This window comes from Bifidobacterium thermacidophilum subsp. thermacidophilum DSM 15837 (genome assembly GCF_000426425.1).
Taxonomy (GTDB): Bacteria; Actinomycetota; Actinomycetes; order Actinomycetales; family Bifidobacteriaceae; genus Bifidobacterium; species Bifidobacterium thermacidophilum.
Genome location: NZ_AUFI01000011.1, coordinates 113,162 through 129,595, shown reverse-complemented (window position 1 = coordinate 129,595; position 16,434 = coordinate 113,162). Strand labels below are relative to the sequence as shown.

The 16,434-nt window shown below is 52.6% G+C and carries 12 protein-coding genes and 3 pseudogenes; 5 read left to right on the top strand and 10 right to left on the bottom strand.

Annotated elements, in window-relative coordinates; translation table 11 throughout:
• Positions 1–2: 2 nt before the first annotated feature.
• The 3 genes from K315_RS10265 to K315_RS0107675 are packed head-to-tail and all read right to left on the bottom strand — an operon-like array spanning position 3 to position 2,858.
• Entirely contained in the window at positions 3–1,052 is a 1,050-nt protein-coding gene (locus K315_RS10265; protein WP_081666442.1) for a glycosyltransferase family 2 protein, read from the bottom strand.
• Entirely contained in the window at positions 1,052–1,765 is a 714-nt protein-coding gene (locus tag K315_RS0107680; RefSeq protein WP_029576920.1) for a glycosyltransferase family 32 protein, read from the bottom strand. The genes K315_RS10265 and K315_RS0107680 overlap by 1 nt, the downstream gene beginning before the upstream one ends.
• Positions 1,766–1,772: 7 nt before the next feature.
• Positions 1,773–2,858: an EpsG family protein gene (locus K315_RS0107675; protein WP_029576919.1), complete on the bottom strand. Its 1,086-nt coding sequence runs from the start codon at positions 2,856–2,858 to the stop codon at positions 1,773–1,775.
• Between the two features lie 272 nt (positions 2,859–3,130).
• Here K315_RS0107675 and K315_RS0107670 point away from each other — a divergent pair, with 272 nt between their 5' ends.
• The 3 genes from K315_RS0107670 (at position 3,131) to K315_RS0107660 (ending at position 5,076) form a co-directional block, all read left to right on the top strand.
• Positions 3,131–3,982 carry a DUF4422 domain-containing protein gene (locus K315_RS0107670; protein WP_029576918.1) on the top strand — a complete coding sequence of 284 codons (852 nt, stop codon included), beginning with the start codon at positions 3,131–3,133 and terminating at the stop codon, positions 3,980–3,982.
• Positions 3,983–4,000: 18 nt separating this feature from the next.
• Positions 4,001–4,300 carry an acyltransferase family protein gene (locus K315_RS10960; protein WP_029576917.1) on the top strand — a complete coding sequence of 100 codons (300 nt, stop codon included), beginning with the start codon at positions 4,001–4,003 and terminating at the stop codon, positions 4,298–4,300.
• Positions 4,301–4,377: 77 nt separating this feature from the next.
• Entirely contained in the window at positions 4,378–5,076 is a 699-nt protein-coding gene (locus tag K315_RS0107660) for a hypothetical protein (protein WP_029576916.1), read from the top strand.
• 67 nt (positions 5,077–5,143) lie between these two features.
• Here the strand turns inward: K315_RS0107660 and K315_RS09730 are convergent, their stop codons facing one another.
• Together K315_RS09730 and K315_RS10260 are read right to left on the bottom strand one after the other, a co-directional pair.
• The gene (locus tag K315_RS09730) at positions 5,144–5,479 is read right to left on the bottom strand and encodes an Ig-like domain-containing protein (RefSeq protein ID WP_044091198.1); all 336 of its coding nucleotides are present in this window, start codon (positions 5,477–5,479) and stop codon (positions 5,144–5,146) included.
• 17 nt (positions 5,480–5,496) lie between these two features.
• Positions 5,497–5,754: pseudogene (locus K315_RS10260) on the bottom strand (helix-turn-helix domain-containing protein); the annotation flags it as partial.
• Between the two features lie 456 nt (positions 5,755–6,210).
• Here K315_RS10260 and K315_RS0107645 point away from each other — a divergent pair.
• Positions 6,211–7,263 (top strand): glycosyltransferase family 2 protein, encoded by a 1,053-nt coding sequence (locus K315_RS0107645; RefSeq protein ID WP_029576913.1) that lies wholly within the window; start codon positions 6,211–6,213, stop codon positions 7,261–7,263.
• A 141-nt stretch (positions 7,264–7,404) separates the two neighbouring features.
• Here the strand turns inward: K315_RS0107645 and K315_RS09725 are convergent.
• The 5 genes and pseudogenes from K315_RS09725 to K315_RS0107620 form a co-directional block, all read right to left on the bottom strand.
• Positions 7,405–7,909, bottom strand: a pseudogene (locus K315_RS09725) (ATP-binding protein); the annotation flags it as partial.
• A gap of 88 nt (positions 7,910–7,997) precedes the next feature.
• Positions 7,998–8,315, bottom strand: a pseudogene (locus K315_RS10255) (IS21 family transposase); the annotation flags it as partial.
• A gap of 519 nt (positions 8,316–8,834) precedes the next feature.
• Positions 8,835–11,669 (bottom strand): starch-binding protein, encoded by a 2,835-nt coding sequence (locus K315_RS10060; protein ID WP_052316572.1) that lies wholly within the window; start codon positions 11,667–11,669, stop codon positions 8,835–8,837.
• Between the two features lie 440 nt (positions 11,670–12,109).
• The gene (locus K315_RS0107625) at positions 12,110–13,207 is read right to left on the bottom strand and encodes an endonuclease/exonuclease/phosphatase family protein (protein ID WP_029576911.1); all 1,098 of its coding nucleotides are present in this window, start codon (positions 13,205–13,207) and stop codon (positions 12,110–12,112) included.
• Positions 13,208–13,507: 300 nt separating this feature from the next.
• Positions 13,508–14,116: an arsenate reductase/protein-tyrosine-phosphatase family protein gene (locus K315_RS0107620; RefSeq protein ID WP_029576910.1), complete on the bottom strand. Its 609-nt coding sequence runs from the start codon at positions 14,114–14,116 to the stop codon at positions 13,508–13,510.
• A gap of 427 nt (positions 14,117–14,543) precedes the next feature.
• On the opposite strand from K315_RS0107620, the gene K315_RS0107615 reads away from it, so the two are divergent.
• Positions 14,544–16,271, top strand: a complete 1,728-nt coding sequence (locus K315_RS0107615; RefSeq protein ID WP_029576909.1) for a sugar transferase — start codon at positions 14,544–14,546, stop codon at positions 16,269–16,271.
• The last annotated feature ends 163 nt before the right edge of the window (positions 16,272–16,434 follow it).

Genomic DNA, 16,434 nt, shown 5'->3' with positions numbered 1-16,434 from the left:
ATTTATTGATTTTTCTTTGAGCGTTGCTGTATGTCCTTTTCCATTTGTCTGGCACCAACAATCATCCAAACAGCAAAGAAGCATCTGTACTTGCAGAGTCTCAAAACTATTCTTCTAGATACATCCAAATCAGAAATATCAGCCTTACGCAACGCATTGGCAAATGTACTTTTTGAAATAAGTTCCCTAAATCTTTTTCTGTTTTCTAAGAGACTAAATTTTGCACCTCGGTTAAAGGTGTCATTCATTAGACACAGTAACAAGCGGTCACATAAATAGAGTGGATAAATGTCTCTATCAACGGAATCAACCGATTCTAGGTCTTCCCCTATTTCACTTATTGTTTTGTCTACGTTTCTCAAATATTCTGGATCATATTTTCGAACTACAGAATCAGTATTGTATCGATATGCGTACACACAAGATGGAGTTGTAATCACACGAGGTTTTGTTAAGGCAAAACGTACCATAAACTCTTGGTCGACACCATTAACCAAGGAAGCCTTGAATACTAACTCATTTTCCACTAAATATTGAACATCGAACAGTTTCCCCCAAACCGTGCCTTGATCCGTTCCAACCGATAACGCATACCGTAGAATATCCGATTCAGAAGTACAAGTCTGAATTTTCTTATAATAATCTATGGCTTTTGCATATCCGCCGACAACCCGACTATGATTTGCAAATACTGCATCAATTCGAGACTGAGATGTTGCCGCTTTCAGCATATTCTCTGCCGCTTTCGGCTCCAAATAATCATCAGCATCCACAAAAATGAGATACTTTCCACGCGCCTCATGAATTGCTCGGTTACGGGCGACTGCCTCCCCCGCATGTTCCTGCACCACTACATGGATATCGTCCCCGTCGAGTAGTCCAGATTGCAACGTCTCAACATTTTCGCTCTTGCCATCAATCACAACAAGAATTTCATAATCAATATCATGAATTATGGATTGGTTTCGAACGCTGGTTATGCAAGTTCGTAAATCCACTAATCTAGCATGATAGACAGGAATTGCAAAGGATATCTTAAGCTGCGATTCCATTAGATATCCCACTTTCCGAGGAGGATCTTAATTTTCTTTGTTAATTTCGGCCCAAGGATTTTTGAAAGTATTTTTGTCTTACTTCTACCAGTCCATGAGCCATCGAAGTGATGTACTGCTACCGTCCGTTGGGTAAAGCGTTCCTCACCGAATTCCCAATCGATTGGGCAAAAATAGTCGGATGGATATATATCCACATTATTGATTATTTGTTTTGTATTATCTCTCTTCAATCCAAAATAATCAAAATAATGCGTCACAGCCCATGTATTTGGCGAAAGATCGTAAGTACCGTCATCCCGCACAAATTTCTTATGTTGATATTCCTCTAATAAGTCCCCCGCAACCTTTGACCCCTTCGCAAATCCCATCAGCGCTGTTTGCAAGTATAAGTCTGGCTGTTGAAACCCAATAAATCCGTCATGTACCAAATAATCGTCCAAAGATGACAAGAGCTCTAAATCCGTATCGCAATACACGCCCCCATAATTATAGAGAGCCCATAACCTTATGAAATCACTCGCATATGCATACTTTTTCGCTTCATACGCTTCTTTAACAAACTCATACTTATCAACCGGGAAATTATGTTCATCCCATTTCATTATCTGGTAATAAGGGCAGAATTTTTCCCAAGATTTAATGCACCGTGAAACCATTTCCGGATATTCTGATTCGCCCAACCAGACAAAATGAATAATTTTAGGTACCATATCTCCCTCACTTATATGGAATGACCTGATAATAGTTCCCCACCATTGGAAACGCCAACAGCCAAACCGTAAAAACTAAGAATATTATTCCATATCCAAAATACCTTATACGTTTCTCCGTTATCTCCCTCATTGTTATAGGAATAGTATAAACAATAAAGAATGAGAAGTACATTGCCATTCGTACCATCAAAGGCACCGCAGATTGGAGCAATGATGACACTAAGGCCATAAATTGAATTGAAAGAACAAAGTTATATATAATTTTATCTCTAGCCTCTTTTTCTAGATAATAAACTGCCATCATCAAGCCAGCCACAAATAGATTAATAACTATCATCGATGTACTGTTTAGCTCAGTATCATCTCTTTCAAAATATGCACTGAACCTAGTTCCGCCAAGTATCATTGGAATTATCTTTTGCGCTACAAGTCCAAAGATAATCACTACACAACCATAAAGTAATGATAGTCTAGTTTTATTCTTCGCCTTCGTAAGAAATATATAAAATATAAAATATGCAATAAATACTACTGAGCTGGAATGAATCGTGGCTGATATTAGCAATAACAATATACTGAATAGATAATTCCCTCTGATCATCAGAGCAAAAGCCATACAAATAATACCAATGGCTGTATATTGCGCAATCAAGGAATACGACTGCAAATAATTAAACGTTAGAAAGTACAACAATGAGAATACAGTCAACGGTACTTGTAATGTTGTTGCCAATACATACACTCCGACGGTTTGAATCAAGGCAACCACCGCAAACATTGCTACGTAATTTCCGCCAAGCGCAAATACTATTTTATTCAGCTCTTGAAAACCGCGATCTGTATGTACATATCCATAACCCGAATTGATATTCCCGAATTCTTGTTCATAGAGCTGGTAATCGGCACCCAATTCATTCCTCGTGGCTTGCAAATAAAAATACGGGAAGCCCGCCAATATCACAAGTACGGCGTTTGACAGTTTGAAATCTTTATGCTTCTCCGTCCAGCTATTTTTCTGCCCAAATCGCTTCAAATCATATGCAACCGAGAACAGCACCGATACAGCAACTGCAAGAAGATATTCTACCATTTTCCCTACCTGAAGGTAACATCAGTGAACTATTTTTGCCTTAAGCAAGACAAATCGACTAGAATATACATATCCTCAAACCCCGTTCCTAATCCTTATAACCAACTTCAGACACTATTGTTAGAGTATATCGAAGTGTATGACAACCGATCTGAAGTATCATTCTCCAAGGGTGTAAGTAAGATTTACATGCAAGGAATCCAGCTGATTTTTATCCTTATCCGAGGGGTATGACAAACAGCTAGTGTTGGAAATATTTTGGAGAAGAAATTATGTTTTCAGTTTCACAACACGGTGAGCCTAGTCAAATATTACAAGGCAATCAGCATATCTGCATTGCCGTAGCCGCACATAAGAACTATCGCATGCCTGAAGATGACATGTATCTTCCCGTGCAGGTCGGGAAAGATTTACATCCAGATGTCAATCTGGGAAAGCGATTTTCCGCCGATAATTCTGGAGATAATATTTCTTCATTAAACTGCTATTACTCTGAACTTACTGCATTATATTGGATTTGGAAAAATAATACCGCGCCGTATCGTGGATTAGTACATTATCGGAGACATTTTGAGACGACAGACGCTCTCACTAGAGTAATGCATCGCAACCGCTTTGACAAGATAATCAGGGAACCAGAAGTAGCAGAGCTTCTCGCCGATACCGACATCATTCTTCCGCATATACGCAATTATTATATTGAGACTGTATACAGTCATTATGCGCACACTTTCCCTGTCGAGCAGCTTGATGTAACGAAAGACATTATCAAAGAGAGCGTCCCCGAATATCTTCCAGCGTTCGATGCTGTCATGAAGAACACCAAAGCGCATATGTTCAACATGCTGATTATGAAACATGACAAGCTTGACGAATATTGCAGTTGGCTATTCCCGATTCTCTTTGAACTTCAACATCGTATTGACCCGTCACAATATGATGCTTTTAATGCAAGATATCCGGGCAGAATCAGCGAGATGCTACTCGACGTATGGATTAACACTAACGGATATTCGTACCGGGAATTGCCCATCATCAGCACCGAACCAGTCAATTGGGCAAAGAAAGGAACTTCATTCCTCGCAGCGAAATTCACTGGGAAAAAATACAGCAAAAGTTTCTGAGCAGAATGATTTGAAATAATGACCGCTATGAAAAAACGAATCGAATGGATAGATATCGCCAAAGGGATTGGCATCACACTGGTCAGCTTTGGACATCTACGCAACGGAGACGGGCAAAGCGTTTGGCTGCCTGCCCTAGATTCACTCATTGCCGCGATTTACCTATTCCACATGCCGCTCTTCTTCTTGCTTGGCGGCATCACGTTTAGCATGAGGGGGGGGTATGGCAATTCCTCAGGCGGAAAATTAAGACGCTCCTCGTTCCCTACTACATTTTCTCACTCTACTTTCTTGCTAAACCTTTCGCTGTCCTGCTAGTGCCCCGGCTTCGAGCCGAGCTCAATGCCGGGAGAAGCTATTCCAGCGCCGGAAAACAATTTATCGATGTGCTGGTCATGGGTAACGGCCTTTGGTTTTTGATGGCATTCTTTGTAGGCGAGTCGCTGATGTACGCAGTAGCAACAATGTCTAACCGTACAGGACAATGCCAGCTTCTCATTATCGCTACGGGTCTAATCGCCATCTTAGTTTATTCCCTATATCATGGCGTTCTATCGCTTCCAGAGCTCCCTTTCCAGCTCGACCGCGGCGTTCAAGTCCTCGGTTATATGTGTCTTGGTTACGCGTTCAAACGTACATTGATCGTTCTCACGCGTCGACAGGGAGCCATCCTCTTTTTCTTGGGTACGTCCCTGTTCTCGATACTCGCGATTATCAATGGCTTCTGCACACCTCCTATCGCCGCATTTGAGGCGATTCTCGCTGCAGTCACCGGATTGGTAGCTGCCATCGGATTCAGTGCAGCGATGGCCCATAATCGCGTGTTTGCTTCCATTGGCGAAAACAGTCTCGTGTACTATGCGTTGAATGCTCTCACCCTCAACATTTGCAAACTGGGAGTCTTCCGCGTGCTCAATATCGATGCCACAACATGGCCTTGGATTGGGCAGCTTCTCATGGGCATTGTCGTAACAATCCTTGCCCTTGCACTGCTCGCGATTGAAAACGCAATTGTTCAGCGCTGGTTGTGGTGGACGATCGGAAAACCGCGTCCTGCTGCAACTGTTTCCGCTATGCACGCCAAATCCAAGTAATAACCTTCGAAAAGCCAGTGTGGTGTGTGGCCTAAACCACGCACCACGCCAACTCACTACCGACCGGTTACTTCACCATCACTGCCAGCTGATACGTGGCATCACCCGTGGTGACGCTCACGGTGCTGGTGCCGGCAGTCACGCCGACGATCAGGCCGGTGCCGAGGACAGTGACTGCCGTCCCATCGGACCACCACTTCTCATCGGACATGGTCACGGTCTTGCCGTTCACACCAAGTTGCACGGTCTTACCGGCGGTGATGGCGAGCGCACAGCCCGCTACCCCGCCGCCGATCACAGTGTCCGACTCTCTGTGCACGAACTCGCGGCGCGATTCCACCGCGGCGGGATGGAAATACGTCGCCCGCGCCACCCCTTGTGCGTCCGCCGCCGGTGCACGCACCGTTCGCGCCACTTGCCGGCCAGACGCTGCGCGGCCGGCGCGCAATAGTACGGCCCGCCGGTCCACGCTCCGGTCTTCAAGCGCGCGGGACGGTACGGACGGCACGACTCGTTCTCGTTGGACGGGTTCCACAGGTTGCGCCTCAACTCGCGGCCGACGGTCGACGGACTATGCCCGATCACCGCCGCAATCTGGCGGATCGACCGGTGCCCGCGGAAACGGAGCCTGTCGATCAGGACCCGCTCGTTTGCCGTCAGGTGGCTGTAGGATGACATCGGTGCAACACCTTTCTAGGGCTTGCTGTTTTTCTTTCAACCCACAACCCTAGCCGAGGTGTTGCACTCGCACTTTGAAAACGGGATGGCAGTATCAATCAGATAACCGTTGTTATAAGAGTATCTAAATGTCCTCGGAGACACGGCTTCAAGAGCGCGAATCTATAGAATACGTTGATTGCATCTATGTCTATCCTCTGGAATACTTTGCCCGATGCGCTATACGACTGAAAAGACCAAGATAACAGAGAGCACACAACCGATTCATCATTATTGTGCCACCTGGCACAGTGGTCTTGAAGAACTGATTATCCGATAGAACGATTCGGCAGAGGGGATGATTCAATGGAATATAATCTGAGGAGAATTACTTCATTCCCTTTCAGAGTAATCAATAAATTCAAGACGCAGAGATTGTCAGGTATCATAAAGACGGTTAGAAAGCGAGTGTGAAAAATGAGTATCAAACGAACACTTAAAACCATATATCGAACTACAGGGCCATTACATGCATCTCGCTCGCGCTTGACAGAGTCGGCAGCTATGAAGATACTTGCTGACTATACTCCTGATCCCAATACAACCTGTGCGGCTAACAACACTTTGGATCCTCAGTATGATCTGCAGATTATTGTCCCTGCTTATAATGTAGAGATGTTTGTGGCCCAGTGTCTGGAGTCCGCACTGCGTCAGAAGACGAGGTATTCCTATATCATCACAGTGGTGAACGACGGTTCCACCGACCGGACATCAGAGATCATCGAATCGTACTCTACACAGCATTCGGATCGCCTGGAAGTAATTAATCAGGAGAATCAAGGATTCTCTGGAGCAAGAAATATCGCCTTGAAACATCTGAAGGGAAGATACATCACATTCCTTGATTCAGACGATATGTTGGAAGATGGCGCGATAGAAAGCTTACTAAACTGCGCAGAATCATCCGGTTCTGATATCGTTCAGGGCGGATGGCTGGAATTTGCAAACAGGAGGGGTACCAAGACACAAGTTGTTAATCAATTAACCGGCTATCCATGGGGAAAGGTGTATCGGGCAGAAGTGCTTGAACACTTCAAATTCCCGGAAGGATATTGGTTTGAGGATACGCCAATATCGTTTATTCTATTTGGCGCTGGATACAGCAGCACGATTATCCATAATATAGTTTACCGATATCGGATCAATCCAAATGGAATTACATCAACCAGCGGTTCATCAAGGCGCAGTGTGGAATCGTTCTATATTACGGCACTTTGCTTGAAGGAATTTCCGGCGTTTCATGTCAGGTATGACCAGCGCGCATATGGGTACTTTTTGCGCCAATGCCTGATGAACTGGTCAAGGACAAGGAAAAGGCCAAAGGACGTGAGAGAAGCAATATTTGTACTGGAGAGCGGGTTGTTGGAAAAATACTTCAAAGACATGCATAGCGAAAAAAACGTGGGCGTAGAGACTGCACTTCGGAAGAGGCAGTTTCAGAAATTTGAAGTGTTGGCTCGGACAAGATGAAGAGAATCGAACATAAAGACTGATAGAAAGACAATGTATTTTGTCAAGTCGGCATTTCGTTTTTAGTCATGTATTTTTTTCGGGTTTAGGCAGTTACACGCATTTTTCTTATTTTCCTGGTTGACTGGCGGTGTTCCCGGGCATCGTCTCGAGGGTGCCGTCGCGTTTGGCCTTGCCCGGCTGGAGTACAAGCTCGGCCGTCTGGTGGAACCGCACGCCCAGTCCCATGTCGATCGCCTTCATGCCCAGCCCGATCGCGAGATGCGTCTTGCCGCGCCCGGTCTTGCCGTAGAACACCAGGTCCTGCGCGCGCTGGATGAAGCCGAGTCCCAGGAGCCCGACCGGGCGTGTAGCCGTCGGGAAGCCCGGTGTCCGTGAAGTCGTAGCCGTCGAGGCCCTTGATGACGGGGAACCGGGCGCGGCGCAGGAGCCTGTCGTGCTTCGCGCGTTCCCTGTTCGCCAGTTCCGTGTCGGGCAGGCGGTGGACGGCGTCGACCTGGCGGGGCGTGGCCCAGCCGGCGAACTCGTCGATGCTCGCCTTGGAGATGAACAGCTTGCGGGCCTTCTCGTAGAGCCCTTCGTCCGTCTTCGTGCCCGTCGCCCGCCTCCCTGCACGCCGGCGTCCCCGGCGGACGCGATGTCGTATTCGCCCGGGTCCGGCCTGTCATCGTCGTATTCGATACCCGTCACGCCCTCGGCGAGCCTGGCCGCGAGCAGCGCGACGCCGGCCCGGTCCGTACCACCGGTCGCGTCACCGTGGAAAGGGAGACCTCCGCGCCATGCTCGTCCCCCGACCGCTCCCAGATCCTGGTCGCAGTATGCCGCTGCTTGCGCCAGTTCGCACGATCCCCCGCGAGCCACTGCTGCGACCGCGGGCAGATACAGGTCCGACCGCCAACGCGCGCGGCCTCCCCGACGCCGGCACGGCCGACAGATCCTCCTTCGCCAGGTACTTGCGCACCGTCGGCCCCGCCGGCATGCGTCTTCCGCGCGATCGACGCGACGGACTCCCCGTTCCGCCGCAAACAACGGATAGACTGTACTTGCGGCATGCCGGTCATAACCCTTCCCAGTCCTTTCTGGTGGAGATACAAGCACCATCCAGTCAAGACCAATACGTGGTCGGCATGCTCTGCCTAAACCCAAAAAATCTTCGTGACTAAACCCGCAACAACTAATTGGACACAAACACGTTCGGGCAGGTACTGATCCTCAGACGCGTGATGTCATCCGCCCCGGTGTACAGGACATGCGACTGCACGACCGTGTCCTTGACATCGAGCAGTTTCCTGTATCAGGTATCCGAGCAAGCCATTCCGGCCCTCCCGCCAAGTGAATGTTGAAACGCTGACACCTTACAGGAGACGGGATAGCTTCTTCAATACACGACCACCAATCAAAACACCCCTCCCACAACACTAACTACCCACAACCATGTCCGAAGCCTCATATTCTTCTCATCCTGACACTTTTTCGAAAATTGCGCCGCTGCCAACCCATCTCAGAAACAATGACGCGGTTGGTGTGGTACACGGCCAAAACCACGCACCACACCAACCGCTACCGACCGGCTACTTCACCGTCACTGCCAGCTGATACGTGGCATCAACCGTGGTGACGCTCACGGTGCTGGTGCCGGCAGTCACGCCGACGATCAGGCCGGTTCCGGTGACGGCGACCGCCGACCCATCGGACCACCACTTCGCATCAGGCATACTCACGGTCTTGCCGTTCACACCAAGTTGCACGGTCTTACCGGCGGCAATGGCGAGCGCACCGTCCGTCACCCCGTCGCCGGTGATGCCGTTGGTTGTTGGCGGCACTGTCTGGCAGCTCAGCGTGTTCAGTGTGTCACCTCCGGTCCAGGCCATGGTTCCTTTCAGTTCCATGCCTGCCTGCTGGGCTCCGGGGGTTTGTTGCGAGCCGCCGTCGTTGAAGATCACGCGGTAGGTGCCGGTTCCCAGGTCGGGGACTTCGTACCGGTACATGCCGGCTTTCGCGCAACCGTCATCAGCGGTCAGCTGGGTCATGGCGACGCCCGGCCATGTTGCGTTGCTCTTGGCTGTGGTGCCGTCGCCGGTGTATACGTAGGCATACAACGCGTTCCAGCCGCTCGGCTTTGACGCGTACACCACGTTCTTGGTTTCGCTGCCGGTCTGGCTTGCGGTCACGGCAACGTCAACGGTCGCGGTGACCTTTCCAACGCTCGCGGTAATGGTCGTAGTACCGGCTTTGAGCGCCGAGACACGGCCGTTGGCGTCCACCGTGGCAATCAATGGACTGGATGAAGCCCAGGTGACCGTGCCGGTTGCCGTGCTCGGCGTGACAGTGGCAGTCAGCTGTGCAGTTGCCCCGGTGCTCAGGCTGAGCTTGCCGTCAGTCACGCCGTCACCGCTGATGGCCACCTTGGTGGCCGGGGTGCTGCATTGCACTGTTTCCAGCGACGTGTCCCGTCCGTCCCACTGCACCGACGTACCTCGCGTGAACGCCATGCCGGCGACCGTATCCGCGGGATACCGGTTGCTGGAGCTTCCATTGTCCGAGAAAATCACGCGGTAGGTTCCGCTGCCCAAATCAGGCACGTCCACACGGTATGTCCCGGCTTTCGCGCACCCGTCATCCGCGGTGAGCCGTGTCATGGCAACGCCCGGCCAAGATGCGTTGGATGCTGCGGATGCGGAACCATCATCCTTGTAAATATAGGCGTTGATGGTGTTCCACCACGAGGGCTTGGTCGCATACACCACGGTTGCGCCGGTTGTCTGACCGGAACCGCCCGTGCTGGAGCCACCTGTGCTGGAACCGCTGCCCGAATCGTTCGTCTGATAGTAGGCGCTGACCGCATAGGCTTTCGCGGTGCCGGCGGTGATCTTGCCGCCGGAGACGGTGATAGTGCCGCCGTTGACCTGGTCGGTGTAGGTGCCGTCGTCAAGGGTGGTGTCCGAACCGGCTAGGTTGACGTCGCCGCCCATGTTGGCGATGACCACGCCATCGTCATCGGCCTTGCCGTCCTTAGCGTAGCGCTCGACCATGAGGCAGGAGTTCTGGCTCTGGCAGTTGCGCAGGTACTCGCTGTTGCCGTTCACCTTGTTGCGGAAGTGGTTGACCGCCACCACGGCCTTGTCCTTCCACATGTTGTCGCCGGCATCGCCCAGCTGGGACTGCTCGGCGAACTGCGCGTTGTTGCCGCCGGAACCGACCGGGCGGTTGAAGTACAGCGGGGCGCCGCCGGCACGGGAACCGACGATGGCCCAGCCCATACGCAGCTGGTAGTCGTTAAGGCCGGTGGATTCCTTGTCGCCGTTCGCATAGTTGTCATGCGATTCAACCCAGGTGACCAGCTGATCATCCTTCGCACCGCCGTTACGCAGGTTCGACAGGTTGCTGGCGTTCAGGCTGCTGCTCTTGATGGCCGCACGCACGGTCTTGCCGTAATCGGAGGCCGTGGCGCCGCCGCCATCGGAGGAGTACTGGGTGAACATGTTGGTGTAGCCCGTATAGCTCAGGCTGCTGTCGCCCTGGAGCACTTCGCCGTACTGGTACTGGGCGCCGTTCTTCAAAATGGTCTCCCAGTACACGGAATGCTGCGGAAACTCGTCAGGAAGCTCAACGTGCTTGGCCGCATCGAAGCGGAAACCATCCACGCCGTCATTGACTGCTTCGACGAGGAAGTCCTTCATCTTGTTGGCGGCGGTCTGATTCTCCGTGTTGATATCCCACAAGCCGAGCAGATGGCAGTGGGTCACCTGCCAACGGTTGCTGTAGTTGATCTGGTCGCCGGCGTTGCCCGGGCAGTTGGTACGCGAGTGGAACAGGCTGGTGTCCTTCCAGTCGCTGCCAATTGCGTTCCAGTCGGACGTGAAGTGGTTGGCGACCACGTCAACGATGATACGCACGCCGTACTTGTGGGCTTCGGCGCACATGTCCTTTAAATCCTGCTCGGAACCCACTACGAAGTTGCCGATGGTCGTGTCCGTCGGCTGGTAGACGTAATACCAGTTTTCGGTGAATTTCTTGCCGTTGGCCGGGTTCGTCTTGACGGCGCTCATCGGCTCGGTCTGAACCGACGTGTAGCCCGCCTCGGCGATCGCCTTCATGTTGTTCTTGATAGTGTTGAACGACCACATCCACGCGTGGAGGATTGCGCCGTTCTTCATATCCTTGGTCAGGCCATACTTCGCGCGGGCGGCTTCGAAATCCGCATTGCCCAGCGTATCGGTATAGCTGTCACGGCCGGTTCCGGCGGCGAGCGCCGTCTGCGTACCGACAATGGAGAAGCTGGCGAACAGCATGGCGCATGCCATGACACCGGCCAGAATGACGCGCATCATGGCATGTGGTGCGCGGTGACGCTGTGTTCCCACGGCGTCGGATGAGAGTTCAGTCGACCATCGACCAGTACTCATTGAGCCTCCTTGACTCGTTGAAGCCGGGCATCGCCTCTGTGGAATACCACGGCTCGATGATGTATGGCGCCTGACACTGTTGTCTGACGCCAGCCTCAGTCTAGGCTGGTCGCAAGCCTGAAAACGATTGCAGAAACCATGTCCGCCGGCTTATCAAACAGTTGCATCGTCGAATCCACAAACGGTTCTCACTGTTCGCAACACTGATGCCCAATGTGTTGTCAAAGCGATTTCGACACGCCGGGCGTGTTGAATCACCAGGGTGAAACATGACAATACGGCGTTGCAACATGCCATGCCGGTATTGCAATTTTCATCACCGCTGCCGAATATTCAGCACGAGCGTTTCAGACAAATATACGCGGATATTCGAAATACAAAAATGTAACGTTTGCATAAGATTTGCATGCATACTGCCGGTCTCTGCTTGCCTGTTTCGTTCAGCCCTCGACATCAAGCGTGCCGAGCAGGGCCTTGTGATCGGAGCCGGAAATTGTCACTGTCTCCAGATCCCCGACCACGACACTGCGGTCGTGCACGATATGGTCGATCTCCACCAGCGACGGCACCTTGACCCGGCCGCCGAACAAGGTGATATTCGCCGGATATGTCATATGGAACCACGAGCCGTTCTGCTCACCGGCGTCAACGAACCGGTCGCCAAGCAGGAAACGGAAGCTTGCATGATCCCATGTGGAATTGAAATCACCCATAAGCACGAACAGACGGGCATTCGACTGCAACTTCGCAATACTGTCAAGGCCGCTGTTCCACAGGCCCTGATTTCTGGGCCGAGGAGAGAAAGGATGCACGCTGCCGAAGCACACCGTTCTCGACGCCATACGCACACATGCCGACGGCACGCTGGACGCCTCAATGGTGATCAGATCGCCGGTTGTGCTGACGGGCTTTGCGGCGGTGTACAGCACGTTCACCCCGCCGTTGTCGTGGCCGGTCGGCGTGGCCACCACCGAGTACGGCAGCACACCGCCCAGCCCGGCAGCCGCCAGACGTTGCAACAGGCCCGTATTCGCCTCCTGCAAGGTCAGCACCTCGACATGCTCCTCGCGTACCGTGCGTACGATCTGCTGCGCATCCGCCAGACCATTCTTGGTATTCAAGGTCATGACGCGGGCATACCGGTCCGCGGAACCGCCCGTGAGGCTCGATACCGACGGCAGTTCGTGGGTACGCTCATCCGACGTCCAGATATACCCCCAATGCCAGCACAATTGGGTCAGCAAGCACAACGTGCACACCACAGCGAGCGCCCGACGACGTCCGATCAACGCGCACACCAGCGTAACCGCTGAAACGCACGCCATCCACGGTACGAACGCGACCACCACAGGGATATACTTCTTGCCGTCAAGCCCGTTAGGAGTCATGCGCAGGACCATGATGCCAATCACCGCAAGCGTGATCAGCCACAAGACGGTGAACAACGGGCGTGCGCGCAGGGAATCCTCGCGCTGCCAATCGCCGTACAAATCCTGATCGGTGTCGACCTGATCATACAGCTGCTGGACATCACCCATGCCATACCTCGTTCCATGATTTCTTGATTCCAGGACGCGAGATTCCCTGCGAAATCCGCGCGAAACCCCGCGTTCTTGCCATGCGGCCCTGCCGCAAACTCCCCGGAAGCGGCATGCGACCACCTTAGTGCACCAGCGACGAGTGTGACAGACGGTGTTACAGAAGTCTCACGAAACAAGAATATACGGCGAAGTTTGCGTGGATGCTCGGCGGCACAGCTGCACATGAAGCCGAACGTATGCGGTTCAGCGAGTGCCGGGCACTTCAGACACACTTCAGGCGCACCTCGAACACGTCTCTCACACGGTGGCGGTCAGCCCCTGCCACATGATCTGTGTGCGCTGCGGCGCCGCACCTACCCCGTAATGTTTGCGCATACTGATGAGGATGGTACGCAACGCGGCATTGGTCTGGTTGGCGGCAATGCGGAACTTGTCGAACTCCTTGCCATGGGGGTCTTCGATATCCGCGGATGGCGGGAGCATCGGGCGAACCATCGGCGCCAGACTGATCACCGAATTGAGCCGTTCCTGGATGGTACGGCCCTGTACCATGCCATGCTCGGCGCAATATTGGCATAGCGCAGCGAATTCCGTAAGCACGAAGGTATAGCGAACCGCCGTTGGCGCAAGGGTCACAATATCTTTACGCTGTGAAGCCTCGAAGCACAGAATCAAATCGGCCTCCTGCGCGATCTGTCTGGTCAGACGCCGCGAACGGAAGCCACTGGAATCAATGCCAATGCTGGACATGAGCCGGGCGCTCGACGGATCGATGGGATGCATGGGCAAGCCCTTGGTGCCGGCGCTGCTCACCGTGATGGAAGTGCCGGAAAGGTAGCGGGACAACAGCAACTCGCCCATGGGCGAGCGGCAAATATTACCGGTGCACACGAACACAATCTGCATACGACCTACCCTTTTCACGGCTGGGAGTCTTCTTGGGGAAGACCTATAAGCCACCATTCTACCGGGACGGCACGTCTTTGTGAACGACCATATAGAAGACCATCTCGACCGGGGCTTGGGGGGAAAAAGGGGAAGAGACCTCGGATGAACTCTATGAATTTCAGCAATCATCGAAAACATGCCATTGAAACACTTTGTACGGTGGCATGAAACAACATTGCAGGGCAATGTGTTGGATTGATATCGCAAACATGAGAAGCTACCAATTTGTCGTTCAGGGTCAGGGTATACTCGACCCCAGAACATGCCGTGAGCCCTACAAACCAGTTCGATATTCAAGAGCCGAAACGGTCCGTACTTCTTCAAGCATGGATAGGGGGTGGGGGGAGGGGCTCGTGACAAACGTGAAGACAGGAGAGAACAACACATGCCAGCACGGGAAGGCTCCGCGACAGCAGTACAGTCCCCAGACCGGCTACAGCAGGATATTCCTGCACCGCCGGCCCAGCAAGGCACGCCACGAGTAGCCTCATCCGGCACGAGGCAACAGCCGCGGGCCGCCAAGCACGAGACAACCGGCCGAAACCATGAAACATCGTTCTTCGATGGGTCATATTTCGCGCCGGACGAGCAAGGCATCTTCCACCGCACCGGCAATGGCGATCCGCCGCTGGGAGTCTCTGTGCCTCGCTGGCGATACATGTACAACGCCACGCTGATTGCACTCGACACTGTGATGATTCTGATCGCATGCAGTCTCGTGTTCCTCTTCAACCATCATGGGTACCAGTCCCTACTGGCCAACCGCGGGCAAATTGATGGAGTCACAGGATTCCTTGTCATCGTTTGTGTCTCCAATCTCATCTGTCTAAATATCTGCAGGAGCTATGAACGGCACACCATGGGCGAAGGCTACGGGTTGTATACGAAGCTCATCAACTCGCAGCTGCTGAACTTCGTGATGTTGTGCTCAGCTACCTATATTTTCAAACTGGACATTCCCCGTAGCTTTGTCTTCCTCGTACCCATCATCACGCTGGCCCTGCTCATCATCGAACGCTGGCTGATGCGGCTGTCGCTCCACCGCAACCGCAGGAATGGCGAATACAACTATCCGACTGTCATTGTCGGCTCACCAGAGGGCATACGCGAAACCATCGCCAACCTCGGGGCAAACAATCCCCTCGGATACAAGCCCATCGCCATCTGTCCGATCGCTTCCACGCGTAAGACCGACAACGCGGACTCGCCGCAGCATCTTGTCTCCGTCCCGTTCGAGCCAGCCAGTGACCTCGAACGCCGTCTGAGAATCCTGCCGCTCAATTCACACCTGCCGCAGGCCGCGAAACGGCTCAACGCACAGACCGTGCTCATCACCGACGTGCTCACCCGGGATTCGGAAACCATGCGGACGCTCTCGCTCGCCGTGGAATCCATGGGGATCGAACTTGCACTGACCACCAAGGTCGCGGACATCGGCGGAGGCGAACTGCGATTCCGCAACAACCCGACCACACCGGTATTGACAGCCAAACTCCCGCAATACACAGTCGCCACGCGAGTCATCAAACGCCTGTTTGACATCGTTCTGTCCACTATCGCAACGATTGTGTTGTCACCCCTCATGATCTGGGCTGCAATCATGGTGAAAAAAGAGGATGGTGGACCGGTACTCTATTCACAACAGAGAATCGGAATCTACGGCAAACCGTTCACCATGTACAAATTCCGCTCGATGCGTACCGACGCTGATGCGGTCAAGGCAAAGCTGGCTAAGGAACGCCGCATCGAGGACCGGTTCATCTTCAAACTGAAAGATGATCCACGAATCACGAAAATCGGGCATGTCATTCGGAAAACCTCAATCGACGAACTGCCCCAGCTGTTCAACGTGCTGAAAGGCGACATGAGTCTGGTGGGCCCCCGCCCGCCGTTACCGGAGGAGGTCGCACGATACGATTCGCTGTATTCCACTCGTTTGCTCGTCAAGCCTGGAATTACCGGGCCGTGGCAAATTTCCGGTCGCAGCGATTTGTCGAAGGAACAGTCAGAAGTCATCGATGTCTCCTATGTCCAGGACTGGTCGATCACCGGCGACATCGCAATTCTGTTCAAGACAGTGTCGGCAGTGCTGAAAGGCACAGGATCCTACTGATCACGCTGACCGGCGACAAGCCGGCGGATATCCGGAACCGTGCCGAACCGGTTCGATTCCGCAATCACCTTTGCGGAAGGTCTTGACGCGTCGGGAAGGGGACGTATCACGGCATTCCGTCACTTCTTCCAAAGGGCGGCAGCTTGGACAATCATGCCCGGGA